General features: G+C 69.4%; 23 protein-coding genes and 1 pseudogene. 12 read left to right on the top strand and 12 right to left on the bottom strand.

Annotation, left to right across the window (positions count from 1 at the left end; translation table 11 throughout):
• Together L3X23_RS00615 and L3X23_RS00610 are read left to right on the top strand one after the other, a co-directional pair.
• Positions 1-213 (top strand): hypothetical protein (locus tag L3X23_RS00615; protein WP_308116848.1); only part of this gene is annotated, 213 nt, incomplete at its 5' end.
• A gap of 103 nt (positions 214-316) precedes the next feature.
• Positions 317-535, top strand: coding sequence for a hypothetical protein (locus L3X23_RS00610; RefSeq protein WP_237189990.1), 219 nt, complete (start codon positions 317-319; stop codon positions 533-535).
• A gap of 25 nt (positions 536-560) precedes the next feature.
• Here L3X23_RS00610 and L3X23_RS00605 read toward each other — a convergent pair whose 3' ends face one another.
• The 4 genes from L3X23_RS00605 to L3X23_RS00590 all read right to left on the bottom strand — a co-directional run bounded on the left by L3X23_RS00605 (position 561) and on the right by L3X23_RS00590 (position 3443).
• Positions 561-1283 (bottom strand): hypothetical protein, encoded by a 723-nt coding sequence (locus L3X23_RS00605; protein ID WP_237189989.1) that lies wholly within the window; start codon positions 1281-1283, stop codon positions 561-563.
• On the bottom strand, positions 1280-2104 hold the full coding sequence (locus L3X23_RS00600; protein WP_237189988.1) for a hypothetical protein: 825 nt from the start codon (positions 2102-2104) through the stop codon (positions 1280-1282). The genes L3X23_RS00605 and L3X23_RS00600 overlap by 4 nt, the downstream gene beginning before the upstream one ends.
• A 257-nt stretch (positions 2105-2361) precedes the next feature.
• A complete protein-coding gene (locus L3X23_RS00595) occupies positions 2362-3123 on the bottom strand; it encodes a Fic family protein (protein ID WP_237189987.1) in 762 nt (253 codons plus the stop codon).
• Entirely contained in the window at positions 3120-3443 is a 324-nt protein-coding gene (locus L3X23_RS00590; protein WP_237190050.1) for a type II toxin-antitoxin system prevent-host-death family antitoxin, read from the bottom strand. Before L3X23_RS00590 ends, L3X23_RS00595 begins: the two co-directional genes overlap by 4 nt.
• Positions 3444-3669: 226 nt before the next feature.
• Between L3X23_RS00590 and L3X23_RS00585 the strand changes: the two genes are divergently transcribed.
• Positions 3670-3987 (top strand): hypothetical protein, encoded by a 318-nt coding sequence (locus tag L3X23_RS00585; RefSeq protein ID WP_237189986.1) that lies wholly within the window; start codon positions 3670-3672, stop codon positions 3985-3987.
• Positions 3984-5354 carry a hypothetical protein gene (locus tag L3X23_RS00580; protein WP_237189985.1) on the top strand — a complete coding sequence of 457 codons (1371 nt, stop codon included), beginning with the start codon at positions 3984-3986 and terminating at the stop codon, positions 5352-5354. The genes L3X23_RS00585 and L3X23_RS00580 overlap by 4 nt, the downstream gene beginning before the upstream one ends.
• A 34-nt stretch (positions 5355-5388) precedes the next feature.
• Here the strand turns inward: L3X23_RS00580 and L3X23_RS00575 are convergent, their stop codons facing one another.
• The 5 genes from L3X23_RS00575 to L3X23_RS00555 all read right to left on the bottom strand — a co-directional run bounded on the left by L3X23_RS00575 (position 5389) and on the right by L3X23_RS00555 (position 11213).
• Entirely contained in the window at positions 5389-6327 is a 939-nt protein-coding gene (locus L3X23_RS00575) for an abortive infection family protein (RefSeq protein ID WP_237189984.1), read from the bottom strand.
• A gap of 411 nt (positions 6328-6738) precedes the next feature.
• Complete coding sequence (gene dnaB / locus L3X23_RS00570) at positions 6739-8121, bottom strand: replicative DNA helicase (RefSeq protein ID WP_237189983.1); 1383 nt, start codon at positions 8119-8121, stop codon at positions 6739-6741.
• The gene (locus tag L3X23_RS00565; protein ID WP_237189982.1) at positions 8118-9512 is read right to left on the bottom strand and encodes a helix-turn-helix domain-containing protein; all 1395 of its coding nucleotides are present in this window, start codon (positions 9510-9512) and stop codon (positions 8118-8120) included. Before L3X23_RS00565 ends, dnaB begins: the two co-directional genes overlap by 4 nt.
• A 400-nt stretch (positions 9513-9912) precedes the next feature.
• Positions 9913-10194, bottom strand: a complete 282-nt coding sequence (locus L3X23_RS00560) for a hypothetical protein (RefSeq protein WP_237189981.1) — start codon at positions 10192-10194, stop codon at positions 9913-9915.
• A 131-nt stretch (positions 10195-10325) separates the two neighbouring features.
• Complete coding sequence (locus L3X23_RS00555; RefSeq protein WP_237189980.1) at positions 10326-11213, bottom strand: bifunctional DNA primase/polymerase; 888 nt, start codon at positions 11211-11213, stop codon at positions 10326-10328.
• Positions 11214-11356: 143 nt separating this feature from the next.
• On the opposite strand from L3X23_RS00555, the gene L3X23_RS00550 reads away from it, so the two are divergent.
• The 3 genes from L3X23_RS00550 to L3X23_RS00540 are packed head-to-tail and all read left to right on the top strand — an operon-like array spanning position 11357 to position 13420.
• Positions 11357-12334 (top strand): C40 family peptidase, encoded by a 978-nt coding sequence (locus L3X23_RS00550; RefSeq protein WP_237189979.1) that lies wholly within the window; start codon positions 11357-11359, stop codon positions 12332-12334.
• Between the two features lie 22 nt (positions 12335-12356).
• Positions 12357-13004 carry a hypothetical protein gene (locus L3X23_RS00545; RefSeq protein ID WP_237189978.1) on the top strand — a complete coding sequence of 216 codons (648 nt, stop codon included), beginning with the start codon at positions 12357-12359 and terminating at the stop codon, positions 13002-13004.
• Positions 13001-13420, top strand: a complete 420-nt coding sequence (locus tag L3X23_RS00540; protein WP_237189977.1) for a hypothetical protein — start codon at positions 13001-13003, stop codon at positions 13418-13420. The genes L3X23_RS00545 and L3X23_RS00540 overlap by 4 nt, the downstream gene beginning before the upstream one ends.
• A gap of 59 nt (positions 13421-13479) precedes the next feature.
• Here L3X23_RS00540 and L3X23_RS00535 read toward each other — a convergent pair whose 3' ends face one another.
• Entirely contained in the window at positions 13480-13935 is a 456-nt protein-coding gene (locus tag L3X23_RS00535; RefSeq protein ID WP_237189976.1) for a hypothetical protein, read from the bottom strand.
• 715 nt (positions 13936-14650) lie between these two features.
• Between L3X23_RS00535 and L3X23_RS00530 the strand changes: the two genes are divergently transcribed.
• From L3X23_RS00530 to L3X23_RS35020, 4 genes are all read left to right on the top strand, one after another.
• Positions 14651-15226 (top strand): hypothetical protein, encoded by a 576-nt coding sequence (locus L3X23_RS00530; protein WP_237189975.1) that lies wholly within the window; start codon positions 14651-14653, stop codon positions 15224-15226.
• 296 nt (positions 15227-15522) lie between these two features.
• Positions 15523-16647, top strand: coding sequence for a MinD/ParA family protein (locus tag L3X23_RS00525; protein WP_237189974.1), 1125 nt, complete (start codon positions 15523-15525; stop codon positions 16645-16647).
• A 4-nt stretch (positions 16648-16651) separates the two neighbouring features.
• On the top strand, positions 16652-17863 hold the full coding sequence (locus L3X23_RS00520) for a glycoside hydrolase family 16 protein (RefSeq protein ID WP_237189973.1): 1212 nt from the start codon (positions 16652-16654) through the stop codon (positions 17861-17863).
• A 51-nt stretch (positions 17864-17914) separates the two neighbouring features.
• Positions 17915-19801 carry a transglycosylase family protein gene (locus L3X23_RS35020; protein ID WP_308116846.1) on the top strand — a complete coding sequence of 629 codons (1887 nt, stop codon included), beginning with the start codon at positions 17915-17917 and terminating at the stop codon, positions 19799-19801.
• 20 nt (positions 19802-19821) lie between these two features.
• Here L3X23_RS35020 and L3X23_RS00515 read toward each other — a convergent pair whose 3' ends face one another.
• Together L3X23_RS00515 and L3X23_RS00510 are read right to left on the bottom strand one after the other, a co-directional pair.
• Positions 19822-21900 carry a site-specific integrase gene (locus L3X23_RS00515; RefSeq protein WP_237189972.1) on the bottom strand — a complete coding sequence of 693 codons (2079 nt, stop codon included), beginning with the start codon at positions 21898-21900 and terminating at the stop codon, positions 19822-19824.
• Positions 21897-23000 carry a tyrosine-type recombinase/integrase gene (locus tag L3X23_RS00510; protein ID WP_237189971.1) on the bottom strand — a complete coding sequence of 368 codons (1104 nt, stop codon included), beginning with the start codon at positions 22998-23000 and terminating at the stop codon, positions 21897-21899. Before L3X23_RS00510 ends, L3X23_RS00515 begins: the two co-directional genes overlap by 4 nt.
• Positions 23001-23123: 123 nt before the next feature.
• On the opposite strand from L3X23_RS00510, the pseudogene L3X23_RS35015 reads away from it, so the two are divergent.
• Positions 23124-23297 (top strand): annotated as a pseudogene (locus tag L3X23_RS35015) (transglycosylase family protein); the annotation flags it as partial.
• Between the last annotated feature and the right edge of the window lie 167 nt (positions 23298-23464).

Below are 23464 nucleotides of genomic sequence, written 5' to 3'. Positions count from 1 at the left end.
GACCGGCCCGAGATGCTGCAGCAGCACTGCGTGCGCTGCGGCGCACGCTGGGCGGGCATGGACCGCGCCCACTGCCGGACCTGCTGTCACACCTTCGACGACGCAGCCCTGTTCGACACACACCGCCGCTCCGGAATCTGCCTCGACGGGCAGGACCTCGATCTCGTGCAGACGAAGAACGGCATCTGGGTCCGGCTACTCAAGTCCGCCTGAGAACGGCCCCGGGCGGAGCGGTCAGAACCCTCCGGTGCGCGGGCTCGGCAAGTTCGGAAGTTGGCCGGGTCCCCAGAACCGGGCACTTCGCTAGCGTTCGCTCGTGGACTTCACCGCGCAGATCTCTGAGGACGAGGCCGCCTTCATCGCCGCCGCCGCGAAGGCGTTCGATATCGAGCCGGGCGAGGTCGTCCGCTTGGCCATGGGTGTCTTCCGTAACGAGCTGAGCATCAATGGCCGCGAGCACATCGCCACACTCGCGAAGACCTACCCGGCACCATCGGCGAGCGAGCGCGACAAGTGGTTCATCGACGAGGGCTGAGCCTGTCCGCATCCCGGGCTGCAGGTCACTGTCCGAGCTGCGCGGTGCCTGCGAAGAGCGCCATCTCGACGCGCTCGGGCTCGCCGTCGAACCGCGGATCCTGCGCGGTCGACGCGGCCCACTGGAGATAGGCGATCCAGTCCGCGGAGCGCCATCCCCACGAGGAGTGCCGGGCCGGGCCCGCTGAGACCGGGAGCCGTCCTGCGACGACCTTGTCCAGGATGAGTGGCTGGACGCCGCCGCGGCCGCGGCGGTAGCCGGCGAAGTAGATCAGCTTCGTGAAGAACGCCGGGCCCAGGCCGCGGACGTAGGCACTCTGCCCACGCCGAAACGACACATACGCCGCTTGCAGCGTCTCTGGGGTGAGCTCGTCGGCCCGCAGCGGCTCCAGGCCGCGGGCCAGCCGCGTGCCGTCCGGATCGGCGGCCAGGATCCGCTCTGTGCGATAGGGGCCGTAGGCGGTGGGCCCGAATCCCCACAGCAGCGTCGCGACAGCGAGGTCGCGGGCACTCGCGGTTCCTCGACGCCAACTCGCCGCCACCGCGAACACGTCGGCACGCCACAGCAGGCCGCTGCTGGGCAGCTCGGCGGGCAACGAACCTGCGGGGAGACGTCGAAGGTAGCGCTCCACCGGCACCGTGATCGGCCCCGGCTCCCCGGGCAGCGCCGCACCCTGCCGTCGGGGAGGGGGCTCGTCGACGCGGCACAGCGGGGCCCCCGAGCTCGACGAGTGCGCCGCGGCGTTCACGACGCCACCGGCCGGACCCGCGGCGGGTAGTCCTCGGTGACGTCGACGGCGTCAGCGAGCATGTCCATCAGGTCCACACCGCGGACGGCCGCCGCGGGGACGACCTCGGTGCCGCGCACGAACGAGCGCGGCATCAAGTCGAGCTGCTCCGGGCTGGGTCGAGGCTCGGTGACCAGCCGGGCTTGCAGGGCGCGCTCGGCCGCCACGACGTCGGCGTGGCGGGCCTGGAGGACCTGCAGCACCCGGGAACGCTCGTCGACCAGATGCTCGCGGATCCGGGCGTCGGTCCCATGGCCGTACTTCACCCACCCGTCACCCCACGCCACGAGGTAGAGCCGGTGCGCGCGGTCCGCCTTGTCCTCCCAGGTCCGGGGGAGCGGCGGCGGAAGCAGATCGGCCCACACGGTGCGCCGCCACGCAGGCACCGGCCTCAGCTGAGCGTTGCGGTCCCACTCGCGGCGCTCAGCGCCGCTGGAGGGCCGCGGCCGCGCCGGAAGCAGATCCCCCAGGCGCTGCAGAGCGGCCAGCCGTTGCGCGACCCCGACATCGGGGGCGGTCCCGAACAACGGCTCCGGAGGCTTCACGAAGCGTGGCGAGATCCGCTCGGTGAAGATCGAGATGCTGTCGACGGTCGCGCCGAGATCGTCGAACAGCCGACCCAGCGCGGAGGATCCGCCCTCCTCAGCCTCCTCGAGGGGGATCGCGTCGAGGATCGCTTCGAGTGCCTCGCCTACCAGGTCGAGCGCCGCCGCGTAGGCGGCGAGGTCCTCGGGCGCATCCCCCGGCTTCGCCTCCCCGTCGTCGCCGATTTCCTCGCCCATCACGCCCCCAGTTCCTGGTCCGACGCCTGGTCATCGCCGCCGACGAGGGCACGGTTACGCCGAACAGCGCAATCGCTCTCCTCAGTCCTGACGACGTCACCCTGCTCCGGGGTCGCTCCGGAGCTCGGACCGCCGGCTGCCGCTCGCGGTTCGTGCGGGCCCAGGGGCCAGGTCGTGAGACGCGATCAAGCACCTGCCCGGGCGCTGCGGGCACAGACGACACCCCACGCCGTCCAAGGCCTCGGTCGTCGCGGTCGCTACCGGCAAGGTCCTCTGCCCTGCTCCGGTGAGCGTCGCGGTGGGGGGAAGGCGACGCCTCCGCCAGGACGTTGTTTCGCCGTCCCCGCTGGTCGGCGGTCCTTCGGCGGGTTGAAGGACGCACCGGCGGTCTGAGCCGGGTGCTCACGCGCCGGATCGGCCGAGCCTGTCGCCGCGGGCGGTGAGACCACCACAAGGTCCTCGAGCATGTGTCGCAGTGGCTGGTTGTCGCCGCGGTGTGCAGCTTGGGAGGCGAGGATGTTCTGTCTGGGATCCATCGACTCCCACCGCAACCGATGCCCCGCGTCACGAGCCAACTGGGCGAGGAACGCCCGCTGGGCGCGGCCGTTGCCTTCCCGGAACGGGTGTAGCGCATTGACGTCGGCCAGGAGTTCGGTGAGCTTGTCGAGGAACTCGGGCTGTTCGAGCCCGCGCAGGTAGTCGTCGCGGCGGGCGAGCTTGCCGAAGACGTCGGCGGCGAAGCCCTCGATGTGCTGGGGCAGGCAGAACAGGTCGTCCTTGGCGATCGACACGGTGCGCAGCTGACCGGCCCAGGGGTAGACGTCGGAGAAGATGAAGCGGTGGAAGGCCTGCAGGTGGGAGAGGTCGTAGTCGCCGGGCAGGTCGTGCTGGCGCAGCTCGATGAGCCGGAAACCGGTCAGGTCGGCCTCGGCCCGGTCGAGCTCGTCGGGGTCGGTGAGTCCGAGCTTGTTGCGCAGGACCCCGCTGGCGGGGTCGGTGTAGGGGTCGTGCGAGCTCACCTGCGGTAGCGCGCCAGAGTCTTCTCGCGGGCCTCTTCGGGGGTCATGCGGCCCTCGGCGATCGCCTCGAACATCGTCAGCCCCTCGTCGCTGGGCTCGAGGCCCTCCGCGCGGACCGAGGCCAGCGCCTCTGCGACGGCCTCGCGGCGTACCGCCGCGGCCTGCTGGAGCTGCTCGTACTGCGATACCGACATCACGACCGCCTCCGCCTTGCGATGGGGACCCACGAACACGGGTTCGGAACCCGGCTGCTGGACCTGCTTGAGTACACCGGCGAGCCCGGCACGCAGCTCGCGCACACTGAGGATCTCCGGTGTCATCACCCCCTCATGCTACCACGAACGTGTACACATCCGGCTTTTCCCGTGGTTAACGGGCCTGTCCTTCATCTGCTCGTCACCGTGGAGCGTGCGCTCGACGCGCATACTGGTCTTGATCCTTTAGCGGGGGAGAGGACGACTGATCATGGCTCTCATCCTCAGCCGACGAGTCGCCGAGCCGGGCCCGCCCGGCGGTGCCGAGCAGATTCGTGTCGCGGTGGCGGACATGGACGAGCTCATCGCCGCCGGCGACGCTCAGCCGCTGCTGGCAGAGTTCGACATCGGCCCTGTCTGGTGGGACCGCATGTGGTGGGTGATCCCGCAGGGCGAGGGCGAGGTGGAGCGCGGCTATCTGGTCGCCGGCGACGCGGATCAGGTCGAGCTCACGGCTCTCTTCTTCACCCTGGCCCGTTCCGCGGAGGCGGTCGAGGAGGGTGCACGCCGACGGGAGGCCACGGCGCAGGCCTCCCACGCCGACGATCCGGCCTGGCCATACGACCAGACCCGGATGAGCCGTCGCCGCTGGTGGAGCCGCAGGCGATGACCGCCGACCTGGGCGCCGGGGCCGACCTCGACGTCGTCGAGGTCGCGCTGAGCGTGCTGGCCCGCAAGCTGCGCGCCGAGCTGATGCTCGGCCTGCTGGAGGCCCTGGCCGACGGTCGCCGTAGCGGCCGCTCGGTCCTGGCCGAGTTCGAGTTGGCCGAGGCGGCCGTCGCCGGGGAACGTCCCGGGATCACCGGACGAGCCAGCCGGGGACTACGCGAGCTGTTCGGTCGTGGCACTCCCGATGTCGCGCCCGGGCGCTGGAGCGCGTCGGTGCGGCGTGCACTGACCGGTGGCCCGCCTGAGTGGGAGAGGCTGCGGCAGGTCGGCCGCGATCGAGGGCGCCCGGTGCCGGAGTGGGAGATCTTTTACGGCTTGAGCAAGCTCGCCGCAGGCCGCGGTGGATCCGGTGGGCCTGGTCGACGCGGTGGGCGGGAAGAGTTCACCCTCGAGACGATCGAGGCCGAGATGGATCTCGCCAGCGGGCTGGGCGAGACCTGGTCACTGCACCAGTACCTGCGCGAGGCCAGACAGCGGTGCGGGCCCGGGTTCCGACCCGGTCGCCCGGAGGAGGTCGCCGCGACGCTGCTGCGGGTGGACGCCAGCCGCCAGCTGGCCAAACCGGGTGGGTTCACCGTCGGGATCCGGCCCGGCCCGACCGCGACCTCGGCGCGGTCGATCGACGAGAAGACCATGCGGGACCTGGCCCAGAACCTGCAGGAGGCCACGTCGCAGCGGATGGCAGCCAGTGCTGGGCTGGACCTGCTGCGGTCGGGGGCAGCGGGCACCAACGGGCAGCGGCCCTTCGACTCGGACATCAGCCAGGCGATGCGCGCGGGTTCGGCGATCGTGCGCGAACGCCGCGCCCACGCCGCCGCGCTTCGCGCGCGGGAGCGGGCGGACGAGCTGCGCGGCACACGGCTGGCCAGCTCAAGCACGGCCCTGTTCGTCACCGGGGCCGCGACGGGTGTGGCCTTGACCATCGCCGGGCTTTCGACGGGCACTCGCGCTCAACTCACGACCAGCATCGGTGTGCTGATGACAACGATGTCGTTGGCGGGCAACGCCATCAAGGACTGGCGTCCGAACTCCGAGGCTATGACCGCGCCGCTGCGGGCGTGGGTCGCCGAACGGGTTGCCGAGCTCAGCCACCGCGCGGCCGAGCGGGAAGTGGAGCGGCTGCACCGCGGGAGCGCCGCCATGCAGGCGGTGACGGTGTGGGGCCGAGCCCGCGCGGCTATGCAGGGCACGCGCGATGCCGCGCTGGAGGGTGCAGTACGCCGCATGGAAAAGCCGGAGGACTCTGAAGTCGTCGGGAAGTCGACCGCTCAGCCGCTGGCGGCCGCACCACAGGGTCAGCGCCGTTGAGCCGTCTCCGGCCAGCCCAGAGCAGCGAGAGGCCCTACGGCTTGGGTTGTGCCTGACTCCATGGTGCGTCCGGGTCCTGCAGCGTGTCGAGCATCAGTTGACACCAGGTTACTGCAGCGTTCACCGCCAGATGAGCGTGTCGAGGCCGAAGACCTACACGCCGGCCCGCTGCGCCGTGTCCGGTACCCCAACCACGATTGCGCAGCTCAGCGACGCCAACGGCGATTGAGGTGGCACCGCCGAGGATCTTCTTCACTGCATCGCTGCCGTCCGGGCCCACCGTCGCCTGCGAGGGGTGCAGCAGAAGCAGCTCCTGCGCCTTCTTGATCAGCGCCTGGATGTCGGCCTTGCCGTCAACGACCTCGCCCCGCTCGATCAGCACGACCTTGGCAGTGCTCTCGATCAGCTCCTTGGCACTGCCGATGGCGAGTGCCGGATCGTCCTGGACGACCGCCCGTTGGATGCGCTGGAGCTGCTCGAGGATCGCAGCCGGGTCCTTCAAGTCCTTGAGTGACTGCGCGGGCAGGGGAGAGTGCCGTGGCCGCAACGCAAGCTGCTCCAGCACCTCGAACGCCGGCGTAAGCAGCTCGTGGACGATCGCTCGTCGAGCGCCCCAGCCGCCAGGGCCAGAAGCGCCCTTGCGAGTCCAGTACGACCGAAAGGTGCCGAAGTTGCTGAACGGGATCTTGATCTCGACACCGACACGAGCAGACACGGCTTTCAACGCACGCAGGGCCATAGCGATCTGCTTCTCGCTGAGCTGCTGGCTGCTGTCAGTGCCATAGGCCCGCAGTTCGTTGTCGACAAGCTCGAGCAACGCCAGTGCGGCGTCGACGTCGCGATGACCTTCGACGGGGCCTGCGATCAGCGACGACACCAGAGCTTCGTTCAGCTTGGTCTCGACATCGCCGGTCTCCTGGCCCCAAGGCCAGCCCGTCACCGGCTCGTCGACAAACAGATCAACTTCACTCACGACCTGCGGAGACCCTTCGAGGTGTGCCGATCCTCTCGATCGGATGCACGCTGCAGGGTATGGCTACGCGCAGTCAGGGGTTACCGGTGATGTCCTCAACGACCTCGGGGACTACTGGCGTCCAGCCAGCTCGACCAACCAGGGACGAGTCCCCGAAGTGGAGCTCATGGTGCATAACCCGCTGCTCGTCGAGCTAGTAGCTCGGCAGAGCAGCTAGTAAGGCCTGCTCCGAGGCCAAAGGGCATCTCGTGAGCTACACCGCGGCGTTCGTATGCCGGCCGCTGGGCAAAGGAGCCGGCGCCGCTCCTCGCGCCCGGCCCGAGCCCGACACACCTGGGCCCTCGGCCACAGCGCCAGCCTCGTAGACGCACCCCGCAGGTGCGCCACCCCTAGTCCTCCGACAAACCCGGCTCAGCCGTGGGCGAGGTCGGCGAAGCGGCTGTAATGCAGCTGGTGCGCCACGACGATGTTCGCGGTGGGGCCGTTTCGGTTCTTGGCCAGGATCAGGTCGGCCTCGCCCGCGCGCGGGTCGTCCCGCTCGAAGGCGTCCGGCCGGTGGAGCAGGATCACCATGTCCGCGTCCTGCTCGATCGAGCCGGACTCACGCAGGTCGGAGATCATCGGCCGCTTGTCGGTGCGCTGCTCGGGACCACGGTTCAGCTGCGAGATCGCCACGACGGGCACCTCGAGCTCCTTGGCCAGCAGCTTGATCTGCCGGGAGAACTCCGAGACCTCCTGCTGCCGGGACTCGACCTTGCGGCCGGACGTCATCAGCTGCAGGTAGTCGAGGATCACGAGCTTGAGGTCGTTGCGCTGCTTGAGCCGGCGCGCCTTGGCCCGGATCTCCATCAGCGTGAGGTTGGGCGAGTCGTCGACGAACAGTGGCGCCTCGGAGATCTCCGACATCCGGCGCGCCATCCGGGTCCAGTCGTCGTCGCTCATCCGGCCGGCGCGCATGTCGGCGAGCCGGATCCGGGCCTCCGCCGAGAGCAGCCGCATCACGATCTCCGACTTGCTCATCTCCAGCGAGAACACCGCGCTGGTCATCCCGTGCTTGATCGAGCAGCTCCGGGCGAAGTCCAGCCCGAGGGTCGACTTGCCCAGACCGGGACGGGCCGCGACGACGACCATCTGGCCCGGGTGCAGCCCGTTCGTCGCCTCGTCGAGGTCGGTGAAGCCCGTCGGCACGCCGTTGGAGACGCCGCCGCGGGAGGCGATGGCGTCGATCTCGTCCATCGTGGGCTGCAGCAGCTCCTCGAGGACCACGTAGTCCTCGGTGGTGGAGCGCTCGGTGACCTCGTAGATCGCCGCCTGCGCCCGGTCGACGACCTCGTCGACCTCCGCGCCGTCCGCCCCGTGGTAGCCGAGCTGCACGATGCGGGTGCCCGCCTCGACCAGCCGGCGCAGCGTGGCCTTCTCCGAGACGATCTCGGCGTAGTAGGCCGCGTTCGCCGCCGTGGGCACCGTGGCGATCAGCGTGTGCAGGTAGGGCGCGCCACCGAGCCGGATCAGATCACCGCGGCGCTGCAGCTCCGCCGACACCGTGACCGCGTCCGCAGGCTCACCGCGACCGTAGAGGTCCAGGATGCAGTCGAAGACCGTCTGGTGCGCGGGACGGTAGAAATCGTCCGGCCGCAGCACCTCCACCACGTCCGCGATCGCGTCCTTGCTCAGCAACATGCCACCCAGCACCGACTGCTCCGCCGTGAGGTCCTGCGGGGGCTGACGGTCGAACGGGGACTCGACGGCGGCGGGCGGCGCGGCCTCGTGCCGGCGGATGGGTTCGGCGGTCACCAGCGGTTCCTCCTGCGGTTGCGGCGGGGGCGGGCGGCCCGGCCCTCGAGGCGGGCACGCTCGATGGCGCGGTCATGAGCCGAACCCGAGTCCACCGTCGACGTCGTGCTCGGCTCGGTCGTCGGTGAGGTCTGGGCGGGCAGCGGGGCGTTTGGCTGATCGGGGTGAGTGGTCTGCGTCGGCTCTGGTGCAGGGGTGGCGGCCTGGTCGGTCGCGAGGGTCTTCCAGCCGGTGACCGCGGCTCGACGTGTCTGCGGGCTGGCGAGCTCGGAGTCGGGGCAGCGCTCGTTGCGGCGCTCGTGGAACTCTCGCGCCCAGCGGCGGGCGATCGACTCGGCGGCGGCCGCTCGCTCCTGCTTGCTGACCTGGAGGTCTTGGGGTCGCAGGGTGGTGGCGCCGTAGGGCAGTCGCGCGGCCGCGGCATTGCCGTGGCGGGCGGTGACTGCGTCGGTGAGCGCCCCGACCAGGCGCGGAGCGGTCAGCGGGGAGCCGGTGTCGAGCCAGTGCGACATCCGGTGCTTGACCCAGCCCTCAGGGCGACGTAGCTGCGCCGCAGGGCAGCGATCGGCTCGTCGGCTCCCGCCAATGGCCGGGGAGTGGTTCAGGGCGTGCAGAACGTCGCTGTTGGCCCACCCTGCCCGCCACCAGGGCCGGAACAGGGCCCGAACGGCGCGCGGACTCAGCCTCCACAGTGCCCGGTCGGCACGCTTGAGCTCAGCGGCCGCGGCCAGCATCTGAGCAGGGCTTCCCGGCACACGAAGATCGAAGTAGCCCGGCTCCTTCTTCTCGTGGCGCGGCCCGTTAGGGCCGACATCTGTGCTCTTGAGCTGGGGATTTGTCGATGAGCTGTGGAAAATCTGGCTCGCGCGCGTAGGAAGTACATGTTCTCTAGAGATAGAAGAGTTTCTGGAGGTGGTTGGGGTCCGGGTTAGACCATCTGAGGCATCGTCAACGGGCGCCTCATCAGCGCCGCTGACGGGGACTCGGAGCTGGTAGACCGCCGCTCGGTTGCCTTCGAGGTGCTGCAGGGCCATGGGGCGGAACTGCGGTGTGGTGCCCCGCTCGAGGCGCACCAGCCACCCGAGGCGCAGCAGCTCCGCGAGCCAGCTGCTCATCGTGCTCCGGCTCCAGCCGGTGGCGTGCATGAGCCGTTCCCAGGTCGGCCAGCTGCTGTGGTCCTCCCAGTCCGCATGCAGGGCGAGGGCGCGCAGAAGCAACCGCAGACGCTGGGCGCAGTCGCTGCGGCGCTTCGTGAACCACTCGGACGCCATCACGGCCTTGGCCCATTCGTAGGCGGTCCGAGGCAGGACGGTCAGTGGCGGATGAGCCTGGCCGACGAGCTCGCTCGGCTCTGCCGCGGCACCGCTGGCGAACCAGCAGGGGCCGCACACGATGGACCGTAATGGGGTGTTGCGCGCGATACCGGAACGTCGCCCGCAGCTCACACACATCTGTGGTGCTCGTGCCACCAGTACGTCGACGGCCCAGAGGCAGCCAGAGGTGTGTGACAGCGCGCTCGGCAAGGCCGAGGCGTGTTGGGGACGAAAGCAATCGGCGATGCGACGTGACGCACCGGCGATGAGAGCTGTGCGATTTTCCGGGCGCGCGCTACTATCGGAGCGCGCAGGCAAGCGTGTGCGCCTCCCTTCGGGGAGGGGCTGGGTGCCGGAGCTGCGAACTCCGCGCCCCCGTTACGTGGGCCCGTTCCTCTTGGCCGGAGGGACGGGCCCTAACGTTTCTAGGGGTCTTGCTGCACTCAGCCCAGATTTGCAGTTGTGCTGCGTGTGGGCGTTAAGCGGTGCGGTCGAGGACCTCCTCGGCGAGGCTGAGCTGCTTGGCTGCCCGCGGACGTGGGTCGCGCTCATCGATGCGCGCGAGCGCGCGCTTCACCTCGTCGGGGTTGTCGAGCGCAACGAGGATGGCGGCAGCCAGCCAGTCGTTCTGGGTGCGTTCCACGACCCCTAGCTGCTCGTCCACCTGCTCGACGATCTCCGTCCACACCCGGGCGCCGACGAGCTTGCGCTCGCCCTTGTACCTCCCGGGCCTGCTCTTGTACGGCCGTCTCGCGGACATGGGCGGGATCCTGGCACCTGTTACAGCTACAACGGGGGCGACGCGCCGTTGTCGCGAAGGTGTTTCTTCTACAGGCTGGTCGCTGCGGCGGGCGGCGTCCGCAGTTCCGCAGGGCGGGCTAGGGGTGTCCATCATCGACCTCCGGGTGTGCGGGGACGTCTTGAGCCATAGGCGATTCCGTCGCTGATCGCCCGCTCGGCTTCGTGTGCGGTGAAGCCGTCTACTCCGATGTGAGCGCGACAGGCGGCGAGCAGCGCGCCTCTGGCTGTCTCGTGGTCGAGCATCTGCGCGCCGACGAACTCCCCGAGGATGCGGGCGGCGCGAAGCAGGGCGTGGTGGCGCTGCCCGGGCGTCGCCGCGGCGACGGCTTCGCATTCCTCCCGCAGCGGCGTCGCGACGTAGCCTGCGATCCGAGTGCGGCTCAAACCGGTCGGTACGGCCGCGGGGTCCGGGTGTGGACGTGGAGTTAAGGCGTCGACGATCCAGTCCGGCAGCACTGCCACGGGGCCTCGTCGGATGACGCGGTAGAGCCCTTCAGGACGCACAGAGCCCGCCCCGACGATGTAGCCGCCCCGACCGCGGGTGTCGATCTTGAAACCCAATCGGCCGCTGCTGTTCGGCAGGACCAGTCCTTCGGGAAGGGAGAAGTACAGATGCAGGCCGCCTGTAGGCGTACCAACAGTATGAGTCTCTCCGGGGAAGGTGTGTCCAGAACGACGCGCCAGCCGCGCCAGAACATCCCACCCGCCGACTACCGGCTCGTCACCTGGGGGCGAGGTGTCACCTCGGGCCGAGTCCAGATCGACGACGAATAGGTCCGGCCTGCCCGTGACGATGCCGATGTTGTACGGGCGGGCCTCGAACCAGGACCTGATGAGCTGCGGATCCTGCGTTGCCCGCTCTTGCCAGCCCTCGAGTGCAGGAGTCTTCCCTCGTGGCGTGACCGGGAAGACGGGGTAGCGAGCACTCGTCACAAGGGCGTGTCGCAGCAGGCGCAGCTCGCTGCGATGACCTGCCACCGAACCTCCCTAGTACGCTCATGCTAGCCGTTGCTGCTACAGCAGTGTACGGATTGCCATAACATCAATCTATACTCTGTCGTGTGCATAGAGCAGGGCTGGCTGTCGGGGGTGGCTGTGTTGCGTTCGGCGCGGCGCTCGTGATGCTGCTTGTGCTGGTCGGGAGCGCTGAGGAGGCCAATGCTGCGCCGGGGATGCCCGGCGTCATCTGTGCCCCGCCCGGCGGAGATCCGGCCACGGGTGTCGCTGGTTTCACCGCGGCGCAGCTCGCGAACGCCGCGGCGATCGTTGCTGCCGGGGCCGAGGTGGGAGCCCCACCGCGAGCTCAGGTGATCGCGGTGGCCACCTCGATGCAGGAGGCGAGCCTGTCGATCTACGCCAACTCCACTGTCCCGGAGTCGATGGTCGTTCGTCACGAGCGGGTCGGCAGTGATCACGACTCAGTGGGTCTGTTCCAGCAGCGTGCTTCCTGGGGGACGGTGCAGGAGCGCATGGATCCGAGGACCTCCGCTCGGCTCTTCTACGAGCGATTACTCGCCACCCCTGGGTGGGAGTCGATGCCGCTCACGGAGGCGGCGCAGTCTGTGCAGGTCAGCGCGCTCCCTGATGCGTACGCACGGTGGGAGGAGCCGGCGAACGCCGTCGTCGGTTCCGCCGCGGGAGTCGTCTGTACCGGAGCCCCCGGAAGCGGCGTGCTGGCGCCCAACCCTCAGGCTCAGATCGTGATCGACCGCGCGATGGGCCAGCAGGGACAGCCGTACGTCTGGGCCGGCGGCAATGCTGACGGCCCCACGATGGGTGGCTTCGACTGCTCCGGGTTGATGGTCTACGCCTTCGCGGGGATCGGTGTTGGCGTTCCGCATCAGACCCAGGCCATCTGGGCTGCGTTCCAGCCCGCCATCACTGATCCCGCGCAGATCCAGCCTGGCGACATGGTGCTGTTCAGCTCGAATGGCCGTCCCAACGGGATCCACCACGTCGGGCTCTACCTGGGGGATGGCCGGATGGTGCACGCCCCTGAGACCGGCGACGTCGTGAAGGTCGCTGATGACATCTGGAACGCCCCCTACTGGAAGCGCGAGTTCATCGGGGCTGTGCGCGCCGGGGTTCCGACTCCTTGACGTCACGACGAAAGGATCACCTGTGATCGGCAGTGCGGAGAACCGCGTAGTCGCTGTTCCCCTGATAGGCGACGGATTCATCGCAGCGCTCAGCGACCTCGTCGAAGTCCTCCTCGCACTCGAGGGGACAGACCCGGCAGATGGCCAGGTGCCGCTGTCCGCACTCCTCGTCGACGGCTCGGGGCTCAGGGCACTCAACCGCCTCGCCGGTGCGCTGGTTCCCACTCAGACGACTCGAGGGCCGCGACTCCTCGACCACCGCAGTAGAGCACTTCCGCCCGTCGTCTTCGTCGAGGTGCTGACATCCGACCTTCAGCTCCTCGGGCACCTCGTGCAGGCCCTCGGGCTGGCCCACCTCCGCGGGGCGCCACGGGTCGAGAGCCTGCTTGCGGAGATCGCCTCCGTGTCCTGGGCCCGGCCGTCGACTACTGCTGATCTCATCGCCGCCTTCGCCAGGTTGCACGGTCTGCTCGACCTCGCGTGGACCGACGACACCGCCGCGCTCTTCGAGGAGCTGCAGGCGGCGGGAGCCGGCTGCGCCATAGTCGAACTAAGGCCGGACACCGAGGAGTGCTACCGCCGCTTGTCGCGCAGGCTCTCCGGAATGTGGGGAGCTCGCTCACCTCACCAGCAGATCTGCGGGGGCGACGTAGGCGAGGAGTACCGATGACCCGGATGTGGAGGGATGAACCACCGACGTCGGCCGCCATCCGTGCACGTTGTCGGCGAAACCGGGCAGCAAGAGGGCGGCCGGATGCTCCGCTCGCTGACCAGACCGAACTGCGGTGGCGTCTGCGCTCTGATGCCGCGGTTCTTCATCAGGAGCACGCGCTCGGGCTCGACGAGACCGACGAGCGGGAGGACCTACTGCACTGGCTCGACGATGCCTTGGGGAAGCTCGCCGTCGCCCACGACCTGGTAGAGCTTCGCCTGATCGCCACCGAGTGGAGGTCTCGACGCAGAAAGGCCTTCAGCGACGGCTGGTGGGCGGACGTCACGGTCGTCGCGCCGATGCGCCGGCCCACGCCGACTTGGTGGTGGCGCCTCCGCCACGGCCAGGAGCCCACGCCAGCTTGTTCCCGCTGACGCTGCTTCCGGCCCGTGACCGCTGGGAGGGGCCAGTTCTACCGGCCTTCAACCAGCGATCAGCTGTCGCCGGGCTCCTTGCCCTCTGCCCGGAGCAGGCTGTCGATGATGCCGCTGAGCGCTTCCTGCTGGCCTCGGGACAGCCGGGCGGCACGTCGCATCATCGACTGAACGAGGTCGTCGCGGAGCAGGATCTGAGCGTTGAGTGCTTCCCCGTCGATCTCCGCCGGGTCGTCCTCGATGAAGAAGGTCGGGGGCACGCAGAAGAAGCGAGCGATGTCGCGGAGGAAGCGCTGGTTGGGCTCGAGGCGCTCTCCGTTGCGGATCTTGAGGATGTAGACCGAGGAGATCGAGCCACCGTGCTCGCTGATCCAGCGGGCGACCTCCGCCGCGCTGTACGGCTTGTCCCCCGCGGCGTGGACTGAGTCGAACAGGTAGTTGAGGCGCTCGGGAATGTTCCCCCGCCTGTCGGCCCGACGTCGCTGCGCGCTCGCCTCGCTCTCGCGCGTGGCCACCAGGTCACCTGCCGTCTCGGTTGTCGCCGTCATCGTTTGCCCTTCCCCGCAGAAGCACCCTACTCAGCGATCGGCGCTGAGCACGTCCCGCCCGCCCTCCTGTATAGCTTCTTTCATTATCTATCGGTACAGTCGTACTCGCTTGATCACGACTCAGCCGTCCACTACGCCCCGAAGGAGGATCGGATGCCGCGGGCCGGACTCCCGATCACTTCGCATCGCCGCGGTGGCCACGCGCCCCCTACCGGAGTCCGCCGCGATCCGGTCGCAACGTGCTTCACCAGCATTGGCCCCTCAGGCACAGGGGGTTCCCATGCGGCGACGCAGTGAGGGTAGAGGCTCCAACGGCACCACAGAGGGGAACCACGGTGCGCCGCCTCCGTGGTGGCAGGATTCCCACGACGCTCCGCAGTCCGCATCTACCGCTGCGCAGACGCCGACGGCCAGTCCCGATGTACGGACCCGGGCGACAGCGATCGAGACACTCGGACTCCACTCCAAGGGTACGGATACGGAACCAGAAAGTCTGTACAGAGAGTCCGATCAACAGCGGCTGCTGACCCACGATGTCAGCGGCTACGGAGTTCAGCAGCCCACGCTGCTTCCCCGGGGGCAGTGGGTCGACCTTGAAGCTTCGTCGGCCAGCGGGGATGACCTTTGGGTCCCAGACTCTGCGGCGGTTCAGGCCACGTCCAAGAGGTCGACCCAGCTCGTCATGCGAGATGCCACCCCGGCAGGACCGGTTCTGACCGCGAGTCGGCCGTCCGACAGCCCTCGAAACGGGCGCAGGCGCACCACCGTGGATCGGCCTCTTCGTGCGCTCCGCCCCATCGATCCGGATGAGGCCGCGCAGCTCGCCGAGTGCTTCGCCCTGGACTATCTCTCCTGGGACGAAACCCTGCCCAGCCGCAGATCAGAGGCACTGCGTCACTACCTGCCCGGCCACGTCGACTCGACCCTGGGCTGGTCGGGATCCGGTCGACAGCGTGCAGACTTCGCCGCCGCAGGCGAGACCGTGCGCGAGGGGCACTGGCTGTCGGTCGATGTACGTGTGCGGGTGACGCCCTACGAACGCCTGGACGAGGAAGCAAGCGCCGAGGTCCCGAGCGAGCTGCCTGCTGGCGCACGTTGTTCGTCTGCACCGGCCCCGGAGGCCCCGGGATGGCGATCGGGCCCCTCGGTCTGGATGCGCCTGGCCATCCCGATCCGCCGCCACGACTCAGGCGAGCTCGTCGTCGACCTCGCCCCGATCTCCGACACCGACTACGACGAAGCCGAGGTGGACCTTTGAGCGAGCCGCAGGACAAGCCGACACCCCGCCCGCTTCAGCGCGGGTGGGACGACCAGCCGAGCAGCGCACCCCCAGCGTCGAGCCCGCCTCGGCGTCCTTCCCCCGCCGCGACTGACGTTGCCTCGCCGCCCGCGAAGCGCACCGACAGCGCCACGTTCGACGACACGGATCTCTCGACATCGCTGGACTGGCCGAGCCTGGACCCCCGAGACATGCCCTGGATGAAGGAGATCGCCCCGCAGACCGCAGGACACGTCCCCAGCCCGGGCCCCCGTCGCGCCGAGGAGCCAGCAACGATGACCGAGCCGAAGCAGCAGGAGCAGGCTCCGCCTACCGCCGAGCCCTGGCGTCCGCCTGCGGGTCGGCCGCACGAGGAGCCCCTGCACGACCGCGACCGCGACCTCGACCGCGACCGCGACCAGGCCTCGCCGCCGCAGAGCCCGGCCCTACAGGCCGACCACAGCCACGTCGAGACGCCCGCAACGAGCCTCTCGTTCGACTCGATCGTGACCCGCCGTAGCGCTCGCCCCGCAACGGGCTGGCGAGCCGCGGTCTACGCGTTGACGGCCGGGCGATGGAACCCCGGCCCCTCCAGGGCCGAGGAGCAGTACCTCGAGCGGGTCAGTCAGATCCGGACGCTGCTTCCCGGGCGCCATGTAGTGACCGTGACCTCGATGAAGGGCGGGATCGGCAAGACGACCACGGCTGCACTGCTCGGTCTCGCGCTCGCCGAGTACCGCGGTGACCACGTGATCGCCCTCGATGCCAACCCTGATGCAGGCACCCTCGCCGAGCGGCTGCTCGGGGTCCAGCCGATCCGCAATGTCCGAGACCTGTTGGCCAACGCTGACCGGATCGAGTACTCGACTGATCTGGCTCGTGTGACCGAGCGAGCGGGCAGGCTGCAGGTGCTGGCGTCGGAGCAGGATCCGCTGCTGAGCGAGGCGTTCACCGCCGCGGAGTACCACCGGGTGATCGGCGTGCTGCGCCGCTTCTGCGAGGTCATCATCACCGACACCGGGACCGGGCTAGTCCACTCGGCCATGCAGGGTGCCCTCGCAGAGACCCACAGCATCATCGTCACGGGTGCGCCCACTGCGGACGGCGCCAGCCTGGCCAGCCGGACCTTGGACTGGCTGGAGCGCAACGGGCATCGGGATCTGGTCGAGCGCGCGATCGTGGTCCTCTCGTGCGACCGCGTGTCTCGGGACATCAACCTCGGCGCTCTGCGACAGCACTTCAAGAGTCGCTGCCGCGACGTCGTCGAGATCCCACCCGACCCGCACCTGGCGAAGGGCCAGCAGATCCACCTCGACGAGCTCCGCCCGCGTACGCGAGACGCCGCCCTTCATCTCGCCGGCCTGGTCGCGAGTCAGTTCAAGGACATCAACGACCTGACTCACGGCCGAGAGCTCGGCTGACGGAATGGGCGTGGGTCTGATGGCGGTCGCGTCTGCGCTGGCCGTGGGGAGCACTCTGCTTCCCGCGGCCGCCCCGATCGACGACGCCTCATGCAGCTGGAGGTTGACCGCGAGGGTCCTCTACCAAGAGGTCCGTCTCGAGGCGACGGCTCGCGCGGTCGAGCTACGCAACATCCTTGAGGACGCCGGTGTGGGTGCCGCGGACTTCCTTCCCTCTTCCTGCACCGATGGCACAGCTGCCGGAGCCGGCGGCGGTGGATCCGGCGACGGGAGCTCGGGTCGGCAGGGAACAGGGTCTTCGGGCTCGTCGGTGGGTTCAGGCGGTGGCTCGCCCCGGCCGGGTTCTGGTGGGGCCGGGGCGGGCGGGGGGACAGGCGCGACCGGCGCCGGTGCGAACGGAAACTGCCCGACCACAGCTGCCGACGCCCTGGGTTGGGGAACACCGAACCGGGAGGACGACTTCGAGGGCGGCGTCGACGGCTGGGGCATCTACGACGGCGCCGGACACGCTGGCAACGGGACCCGCTCGCCCGCCGCGATCACCACCGCTGACGGGATCTTGACCATCACCGGGACCCCGGACGGTCAGAGCGGCGGCATGGCCTGGAACCCCGGCCAGATGTACGGACGTTGGGAGGGCTGCGCGCAGTCCCCACCCGGCGACCCCGACCTGCACTCGCTGTTCCTGCTCTGGCCGGATGCGGAGAACTGGCCCGAGGGCGGCGAGACCGACTTCATGGAGATCTCAGACCCGACCCGCCAGACCGTCGAAGGCTTCTTCCACTACGGCGCGGACAACCAGCAAGAGCACGCGTCGGTCGACATCGACGCCACCCAGTGGCACGCCTTTGCCGTGGAGTGGACCCCGCAGGGCGCGACTTACTTCGTCGATGGCGAGGAGTGGTGGAGCACCACCGACACCTCGATCCTCCCGCCCGGACCTCAGCACCTGACCATCCAGCTCGACAACTTCGGCAACCCGCAACAGGAGACCCAGATGCATGTCGACTGGGTCCGCCAGTACTCCCTCGACGACACAGGCGGCACAGGCATCGACGTCGGCGTCGGCGTCGGCGTCGGGGGTGCTGGTAGCAGCCAGAACGGATCCAGGGCAGGGCAGGACACCGGTGGTGGCCGCTCCGGCGGCAACGCTGACGACGGTCAGGACGGTGGCGAAGGCGACCAGTCCGGTGATCGCTCCGGCTCGGACGGCTGACAGCCGCGCCCCTCGCCTTCCCTCGGACTCACGTCGTCAGGAGATGACTCCATGTCAACCCCCCGGAGAGCAGGCACGGTCCTGCTCATCGCCGCTGCGCTGACAGCCGGGCCCGCAGCTGGCGCTGCCTGGGCCGAACCCACGCTCACCGACGGTGCGACCTGCACCCAGTCCACGAAGAGCGGGTCCGGCGTTCAGACCGCCGACCCGACAGGCCCTGACGGGTCACTCGATCCTCAGGTGCTCGCGCAGGCGCAAGAGCTCGTTGCGCAGACGCGGGCGCTGCTGACCACCCTGATCTCTTCGGACGACCCTCGGGCTGCTGCGCTCGCCGAGCAACTCCGCGGCATGGGAGTCACGCCTGCCGTCGCATCGGGTTGGCGTCAGCAGGCCCACGACGTCGCCGACTCGCTGCTGGCGCAGCAGTCTCCAGTCGCGCAAGAAGCAGCGGTCGTCCTCGCGAGCGCTGGGTTCTCTCCAACCCCCGCTGACCTTCGCGGCCCGTCGGACGCACAAGCCGTAGTCGAGCGAGACTCCCCGTCCCACGCTGCAGTTTCGAACGCCTCGCTGCCCGCCATGGCGGCTACGGCGCCCGTCTCGGGCACTCAGGCAGGGGCCACACCCATGAGCGCGATGAGCGCCGTCCTCGCGGGCGCAACTGAAGCCGCGGCGTCTCAGAGTGGAGATGGGCCCGTCCAGGTATGCGGCCAGGGACCAGTACAGGGCGCTCGGGGGTCGCTAGAGGATGACGAGGCCTCGCAGTCTGAGGACCGCGATGGTTCGTCGAACGGCGGCACGTCAGCAGACCTCCCGGACGACAGAGCCCCAACTGGCGGGCCATCGTCCGAGACAACCGAGGCCGGTTCCTCTGTCGGGACGTCGCCCTCCGCCTCCTCGGCATCGGGTGAAGCGACGGACGGGACTGCGAGTCAGGAGGAAGGCGATGACTCCGCGTCCGGGGGCAGGAGTACCTCGGCCTCGGACGAAGCGTGGAGCAAGGATCTGCAAGCGTTGACCGACGAGCTGAGCGCTCGGGTGGACGACCCCGACGCGCAGGCACTCGCTCAGCGGCTGCGCGGGAGCGGGCTCGATGAGAGCGCCGAGCCGAGCAGCGCCGACTCTGACCCGGCGTCGACTACGAGCGGAGCGGGCGCGGCCAGCTCGGGAACGTCGTCCGCTCCGAGGTCGCTCTCGCCAGGCCGTTCCACAGGCCCTGCTAGCTCGGCGGTCCCCGGAGGGGCGAGTGGCGATCTCGACGTCGAGATCGGCCAGCTGGCCAATGAGCTCGCGGCCGCACCCGACGATCCGGTCGCACAGCAGCTATCCCAAGCCCTCGGTTCAGCCGGGTTCGCCGGTTCCGAGCCCGGAGGCGCAGCAGACCGTGACGGGGGCTCCGGGAGCAGCGGCTCGACAGGATCCGCCACCAGTTCGAGCCCCGGCGGGGGTGTCTCCAAGCCGCAGAACGACCCCTCGAGCGACAGCAGTTCGTCTTTGAGAACTGGCGAAGGTGGCGGGGGCGGATCTGGCGAGGCTAAGAGCGCCGCGGCGAGCCCTTCATCCGCGTCCACCGGCGGCAGGGAGGCCGAGCCCACGTCCTCTGAGACGGATCCCGAGAGCTCTCCATCCGCCGACGCCTCCCCCCAGGACAGCAGCGAGCGGGAGAGCGACGGCGTCCCTCAGGCGACGCCCAGTGGCAATGACGAGACGGCCCCGGACCAGGCTCCGACTGCGACAACCGACGGAGCGGTCTGGGAACAATTGGCGAAGTGCGAGAGTAATGGGAACTGGGCCATCAATAGCGGAAACGGATACAGCGGCGTTATCCGAACAGCTGAGGTCGGCAGTGATGCAGATCACTGCGGCCCAGGGGAGCCGGCGGCTCTCCCGAGCAGCTGGTGGGCCAGCTTGAGCGCCCTTGCAAGCTGGTGGTCGAGATGACCCGCTCCCCCGGGCCGATGTCACTCAGCCTGAGCAGGGCGGGTGCCCTCGAGTTCATCGAGCAGCGTTTGGACGCGACTTGCTGTTCGTCGGTGCCGTTCGGCCTCACGATCCCATCCACGTGCTTCTGCGTCGCAGACGAGCTGCTGTTCGGTGTCGAGCCGGATGCGGAGTCTCGGGGTGTAGTCGGGGGTGGTGACGAACTTCGAGCAGGTCAGGTAGAGGTCGCACTCGCATGGCCCTTCCTGGGGCAGGCGCAGGCAGCGGCCGAGCTCGAGCTCGGTCTTGAAGAAGTTCGTCGACAGCCAGTTGACGGCCTCTGTGGTGAGGTCGCCGTTGCGGATGGCCTCGGCCTGCGGCCCGGCCAGGATTGCGCCGGGGGCGAGGACGGCCTGGTAGTCGGCGAGGACGACGGGGTCGGACAGGCTGGTGTAGGTCATCGACATACCCGCGGAGCGGTGCCCGAGGACCTTCATGATGGTCTGGATCTTCGCGCCGCGTTCGCCGAGCTGGGTGCCCATGGTGTGCCGGAAGCGGTGCGGGTGGACCAACGCCTTGCCGTCGTCGTCGACCAGGCCCAGCGCGCGGCAGACCTCGGTCAGGCCGGCTTTGAACAGGTAGTCCGGGCTGGCCAGGCGCCCGTTGCGCAAGAACAGGTAGCGAACCGTCCGGCCGAGTCGCTGGTCGAACAGCGGCTGGTCGGTCTGGGCGCGGCGACGGGTGATGAGGTCGCGGACGGCCTCGGCGGCCTCGGGGTGGATCGGGACGACCCGTTCCTTGGCGGATTTGCCCGCGGCGAGGCGCAGGCGGTGGGTGCTGTCGGGGTAGGTGTCGAGGCAGTCCAGGTCGAGCTTGCGGATCTCCCCGCTGCGGGCGCCGCTCCAGCGGGCGACCAGCAGGGCGGTGCGCTGCAGTGGGTCAGCCAGGGCGCGGATGCCGTCCATGAGCGGGTCGAGTTGCTCGGCCGGGATGAACCGTGGGACGCGCTCGATCCCGCGAGGAACGTCGGAGCTGGTCAGCGGGGGTCTGGTGGGCATGTGCGGCCACTCGTTGATCGCGGCGTGGCGGAAGAACCGGGCGACGTGGCCGATGACGTGATCGCGGTAGACCGCCGAGAGCGGCTGGTCGGGGTGCTTCCACTTGCGCTGGTGGGGCAGCCAGGCCAGGAACTCCAGCAGGGCGGGCCGGTCGAGCCCGGCCAGGGTGGTCTGCTCGGGCCGGGTCTCAGCGTGCCAGGCCGCCAGGCGCAGCAGGCCCGAGCGGGCCTGGGTGACGGTGCCGGGCGCGCGTCGGACGGCGAGCTCGCGCAGGTAGCGCTGCATCGCCTCCTCGACCGCCGAGACGGTGCTGATCGCGGCCAGCGGGCGGGGTTGCTTGCGCAGTGGCAGGGCTTCGATGAACCCGGCGTGGAACAGCGCGACCCCGGTCTGGGTGACGCTGCTGTGCCAGGCCATCGGGAACCCGGACCGCATCTGGACCTTCAGGTCGAGCTGCTCGATCTCGGGCAGCGAGGCAACGGTGCGGATGGTCGTGCGCAGCTCGTCGATCTCGGCGAGAGACAACGTCGTGAGATCGGGGTCGGCGCGGTGCAGGATCAGCCGAGGCAGCGCCCAGGGCAGGCTCTTGTTGACGCTGGGAACCGAGACACCTCGTCCGAGCTCCTGCTCGCGCAGGGCGGCCATCTGCGCGCGCAGCGGCAGACCCAGCCCGTCGGCGATCGCGAGGATCCGCAGGTTCGCGGCCCCGAACAACCACGGCCAGTCCAGACGCAGCCGCCCGGTCAACGACAGATAGAACAGGTAGGGCCGCGCTCGGAAGCTCGCCGCCGCGCCTGCCGGGTCGACCAGCGTGCCCGCCGGGGCGGGGCGCGCGTGGATCGTGGGACCGACGCGTTCCGCCAGCGGGCGACGGGCCCATCGCGTCATCGACGGGTAGTGCTCGACGAACTCGGCCCTGGCCTGCAGCAGCATCGGTGTCCAGTTCTTCGACCCGCGCAGCCCGACGCGCAGGAACCGCTCGTACTCCTCGACCGAGGCGTGCGAGGGACCCGAGTAGCCGTCAGTGGTGCGCGGTGACCGCGAACGTCCTGGCGCGCTCATCGCGCCGTCTCCGGCTGCGGGCCCTGCTCCAAGGCGGTCCGGTAGTCGTCTCGGACCTGGTGGTCGGTGAGCCGGACGTAGACCTTGGTCGAGTCCGGGTGGGCGTGACCGAGGCGGCGCATCAAGGTCAGCTCCCGCATCCCGAGCTCGGTCATCCGGGTGGCGTGGGTGTGGCGCAGGCTGTGTGGGGTCAGCCAGGGCTCGCGCACTCCGGCGCGGGTCGCAGCCCGCTGGAACAGCCGGACCAGGCCGTCGTAGCTCAGTGCGTGGTCTCTGCGGGCGCCTCGGCCGCCGATCAGGAACAGCAGCGGTGTCTGGGCGTCCGGGGGGCGTTCGAGCAGCACGTAGCGGTTCAAGGCCGGGAGTGCCCGGTCCTCGAGCAGGTCCACCACCCGATCTCGGCGGGACTTCTGCCGTGCGCCCTGCGGGTGATCGTCGCGGTGGCGGACGGTGACCCGTTTCCGACCGTAGGAGATGTCCTCCAGATGCAAGCCCAGCACCTCACCCGGTCGCAGGCCGCCCTCGTGCATGAGCTCAAGCAGCGCCCGGTCGCGCAGCTTGTCCAGCTGCCCCAGCAGCGCCAGATAGGTCTCGTCCGGGATCGGGCGCGGCAGCGTGTCGACGGTGCGGACCCGCAAGATCCGGCGGACCGGGCGCTGATCGGCGCTGGTCAACAGCGGTGGCCGATGCCGGCCCAGCACGCGGGACGAGGCCTGGTCGGCCTCGCGCAGGATCGGGTTCTCCACCTGCGTGTAGCCGCCGCAGCTGATCAGGAACTCGTAGAACGACGACACCGCAGCCAGCACCCGGTTGCAGGTGCGCGCCGACAACCGACGCCCGTCCCCGCTGACCAAACCGAGCTGGCTGCGCTGCGCCCGCCCGGCCGAGGACTGAACCCGCAGCCAGCCCAGGAACTCCGTGGCCAGCATCGGGGAGAACCCACTGACCGGCTCGCCACGCTCGTCGAGGAACTGCAGCAGCTTCATCAGGTCGTAGGCGTAGGCCCGGACTGTGTTCGGCGAGTACTCCCGCACCGCCAACGACGACAGGAACGCCGACACCTCTGCCACCGGCACCTCGCAGTCGTCGACCACAGCCACCGTCGGCTCTCCTGGCCGCTCCGGTTCGCATTTCACCACTCGCATGACCGCGAACTAGATCATGAACCGTCGTCGTCTGACCTGCAGCTTCCTCGTCGTGGCGTAGGAGATGTCCAGATAAGTGGTGGCCTGCAATTTGATTCTTCGACGTGGAAAGCGTACGGAGGCGACGCCTACGCTCCTTCCGCCGCAGAAGCCTCGCGTGAGCAGCAGATCGCCATCGCCGAGAAGCTACGCGACGATCGCGGCGGCTACAGCGCTTGGCCCGCCTGCAGCAGGAAGCTCGGCCTGAGCTGATCCGCGGCCTTCGGTTGGGGCCGCTCAGGCGTACTCACGATCGGCGGCCCAGGCTCGGCAGACCTCCGCTCACGGGCCACACGCTGTTGCCCATACGACGCGCTGCTGGTAGCTGTGCCTGCGCCGGTTCGGGCTGCCGCAGCCGGGCGGCCGCCTTCGCCTCAGCC

It is taken from the genome of Pseudonocardia sp. WMMC193 (assembly GCF_021728735.1).
GTDB lineage: Bacteria > Actinomycetota > Actinomycetes > Mycobacteriales > Pseudonocardiaceae > Pseudonocardia > Pseudonocardia oroxyli.
The sequence above is the reverse complement of the archived record's forward strand: the minus strand, read 5'-3'. Positions and strand labels throughout refer to the sequence as shown.

What these genes read in the sequence shown, in the direction of transcription:
- L3X23_RS00600 (WP_237189988.1), bottom strand. Translation starts at nt 2,104, where the DNA reads ATGGGCGAGGAAATCGGCGACGACGGGGAGGCGAAGCCGGGGGATGCG.
- L3X23_RS00550 (WP_237189979.1), top strand. Translation starts at nt 11,357, where the DNA reads ATGCTGCTTGTGCTGGTCGGGAGCGCTGAGGAGGCCAATGCTGCGCCG.
- L3X23_RS00525 (WP_237189974.1), top strand. Translation starts at nt 15,523, where the DNA reads ATGACCGAGCCGAAGCAGCAGGAGCAGGCTCCGCCTACCGCCGAGCCC.
- L3X23_RS00585 (WP_237189986.1), top strand. Translation starts at nt 3,670, where the DNA reads ATGGACGAGCTCATCGCCGCCGGCGACGCTCAGCCGCTGCTGGCAGAG.
- L3X23_RS00520 (WP_237189973.1), top strand. Translation starts at nt 16,652, where the DNA reads ATGGGCGTGGGTCTGATGGCGGTCGCGTCTGCGCTGGCCGTGGGGAGC.
- L3X23_RS00580 (WP_237189985.1), top strand. Translation starts at nt 3,984, where the DNA reads ATGACCGCCGACCTGGGCGCCGGGGCCGACCTCGACGTCGTCGAGGTC.
- L3X23_RS00515 (WP_237189972.1), bottom strand. Translation starts at nt 21,900, where the DNA reads ATGAGCGCGCCAGGACGTTCGCGGTCACCGCGCACCACTGACGGCTAC.
- L3X23_RS00560 (WP_237189981.1), bottom strand. Translation starts at nt 10,194, where the DNA reads ATGTCCGCGAGACGGCCGTACAAGAGCAGGCCCGGGAGGTACAAGGGC.
- L3X23_RS35020 (WP_308116846.1), top strand. Translation starts at nt 17,915, where the DNA reads ATGTCAACCCCCCGGAGAGCAGGCACGGTCCTGCTCATCGCCGCTGCG.
- L3X23_RS00590 (WP_237190050.1), bottom strand. Translation starts at nt 3,443, where the DNA reads ATGACACCGGAGATCCTCAGTGTGCGCGAGCTGCGTGCCGGGCTCGCC.
- L3X23_RS00540 (WP_237189977.1), top strand. Translation starts at nt 13,001, where the DNA reads ATGACCCGGATGTGGAGGGATGAACCACCGACGTCGGCCGCCATCCGT.
- L3X23_RS00530 (WP_237189975.1), top strand. Translation starts at nt 14,651, where the DNA reads ATGCGAGATGCCACCCCGGCAGGACCGGTTCTGACCGCGAGTCGGCCG.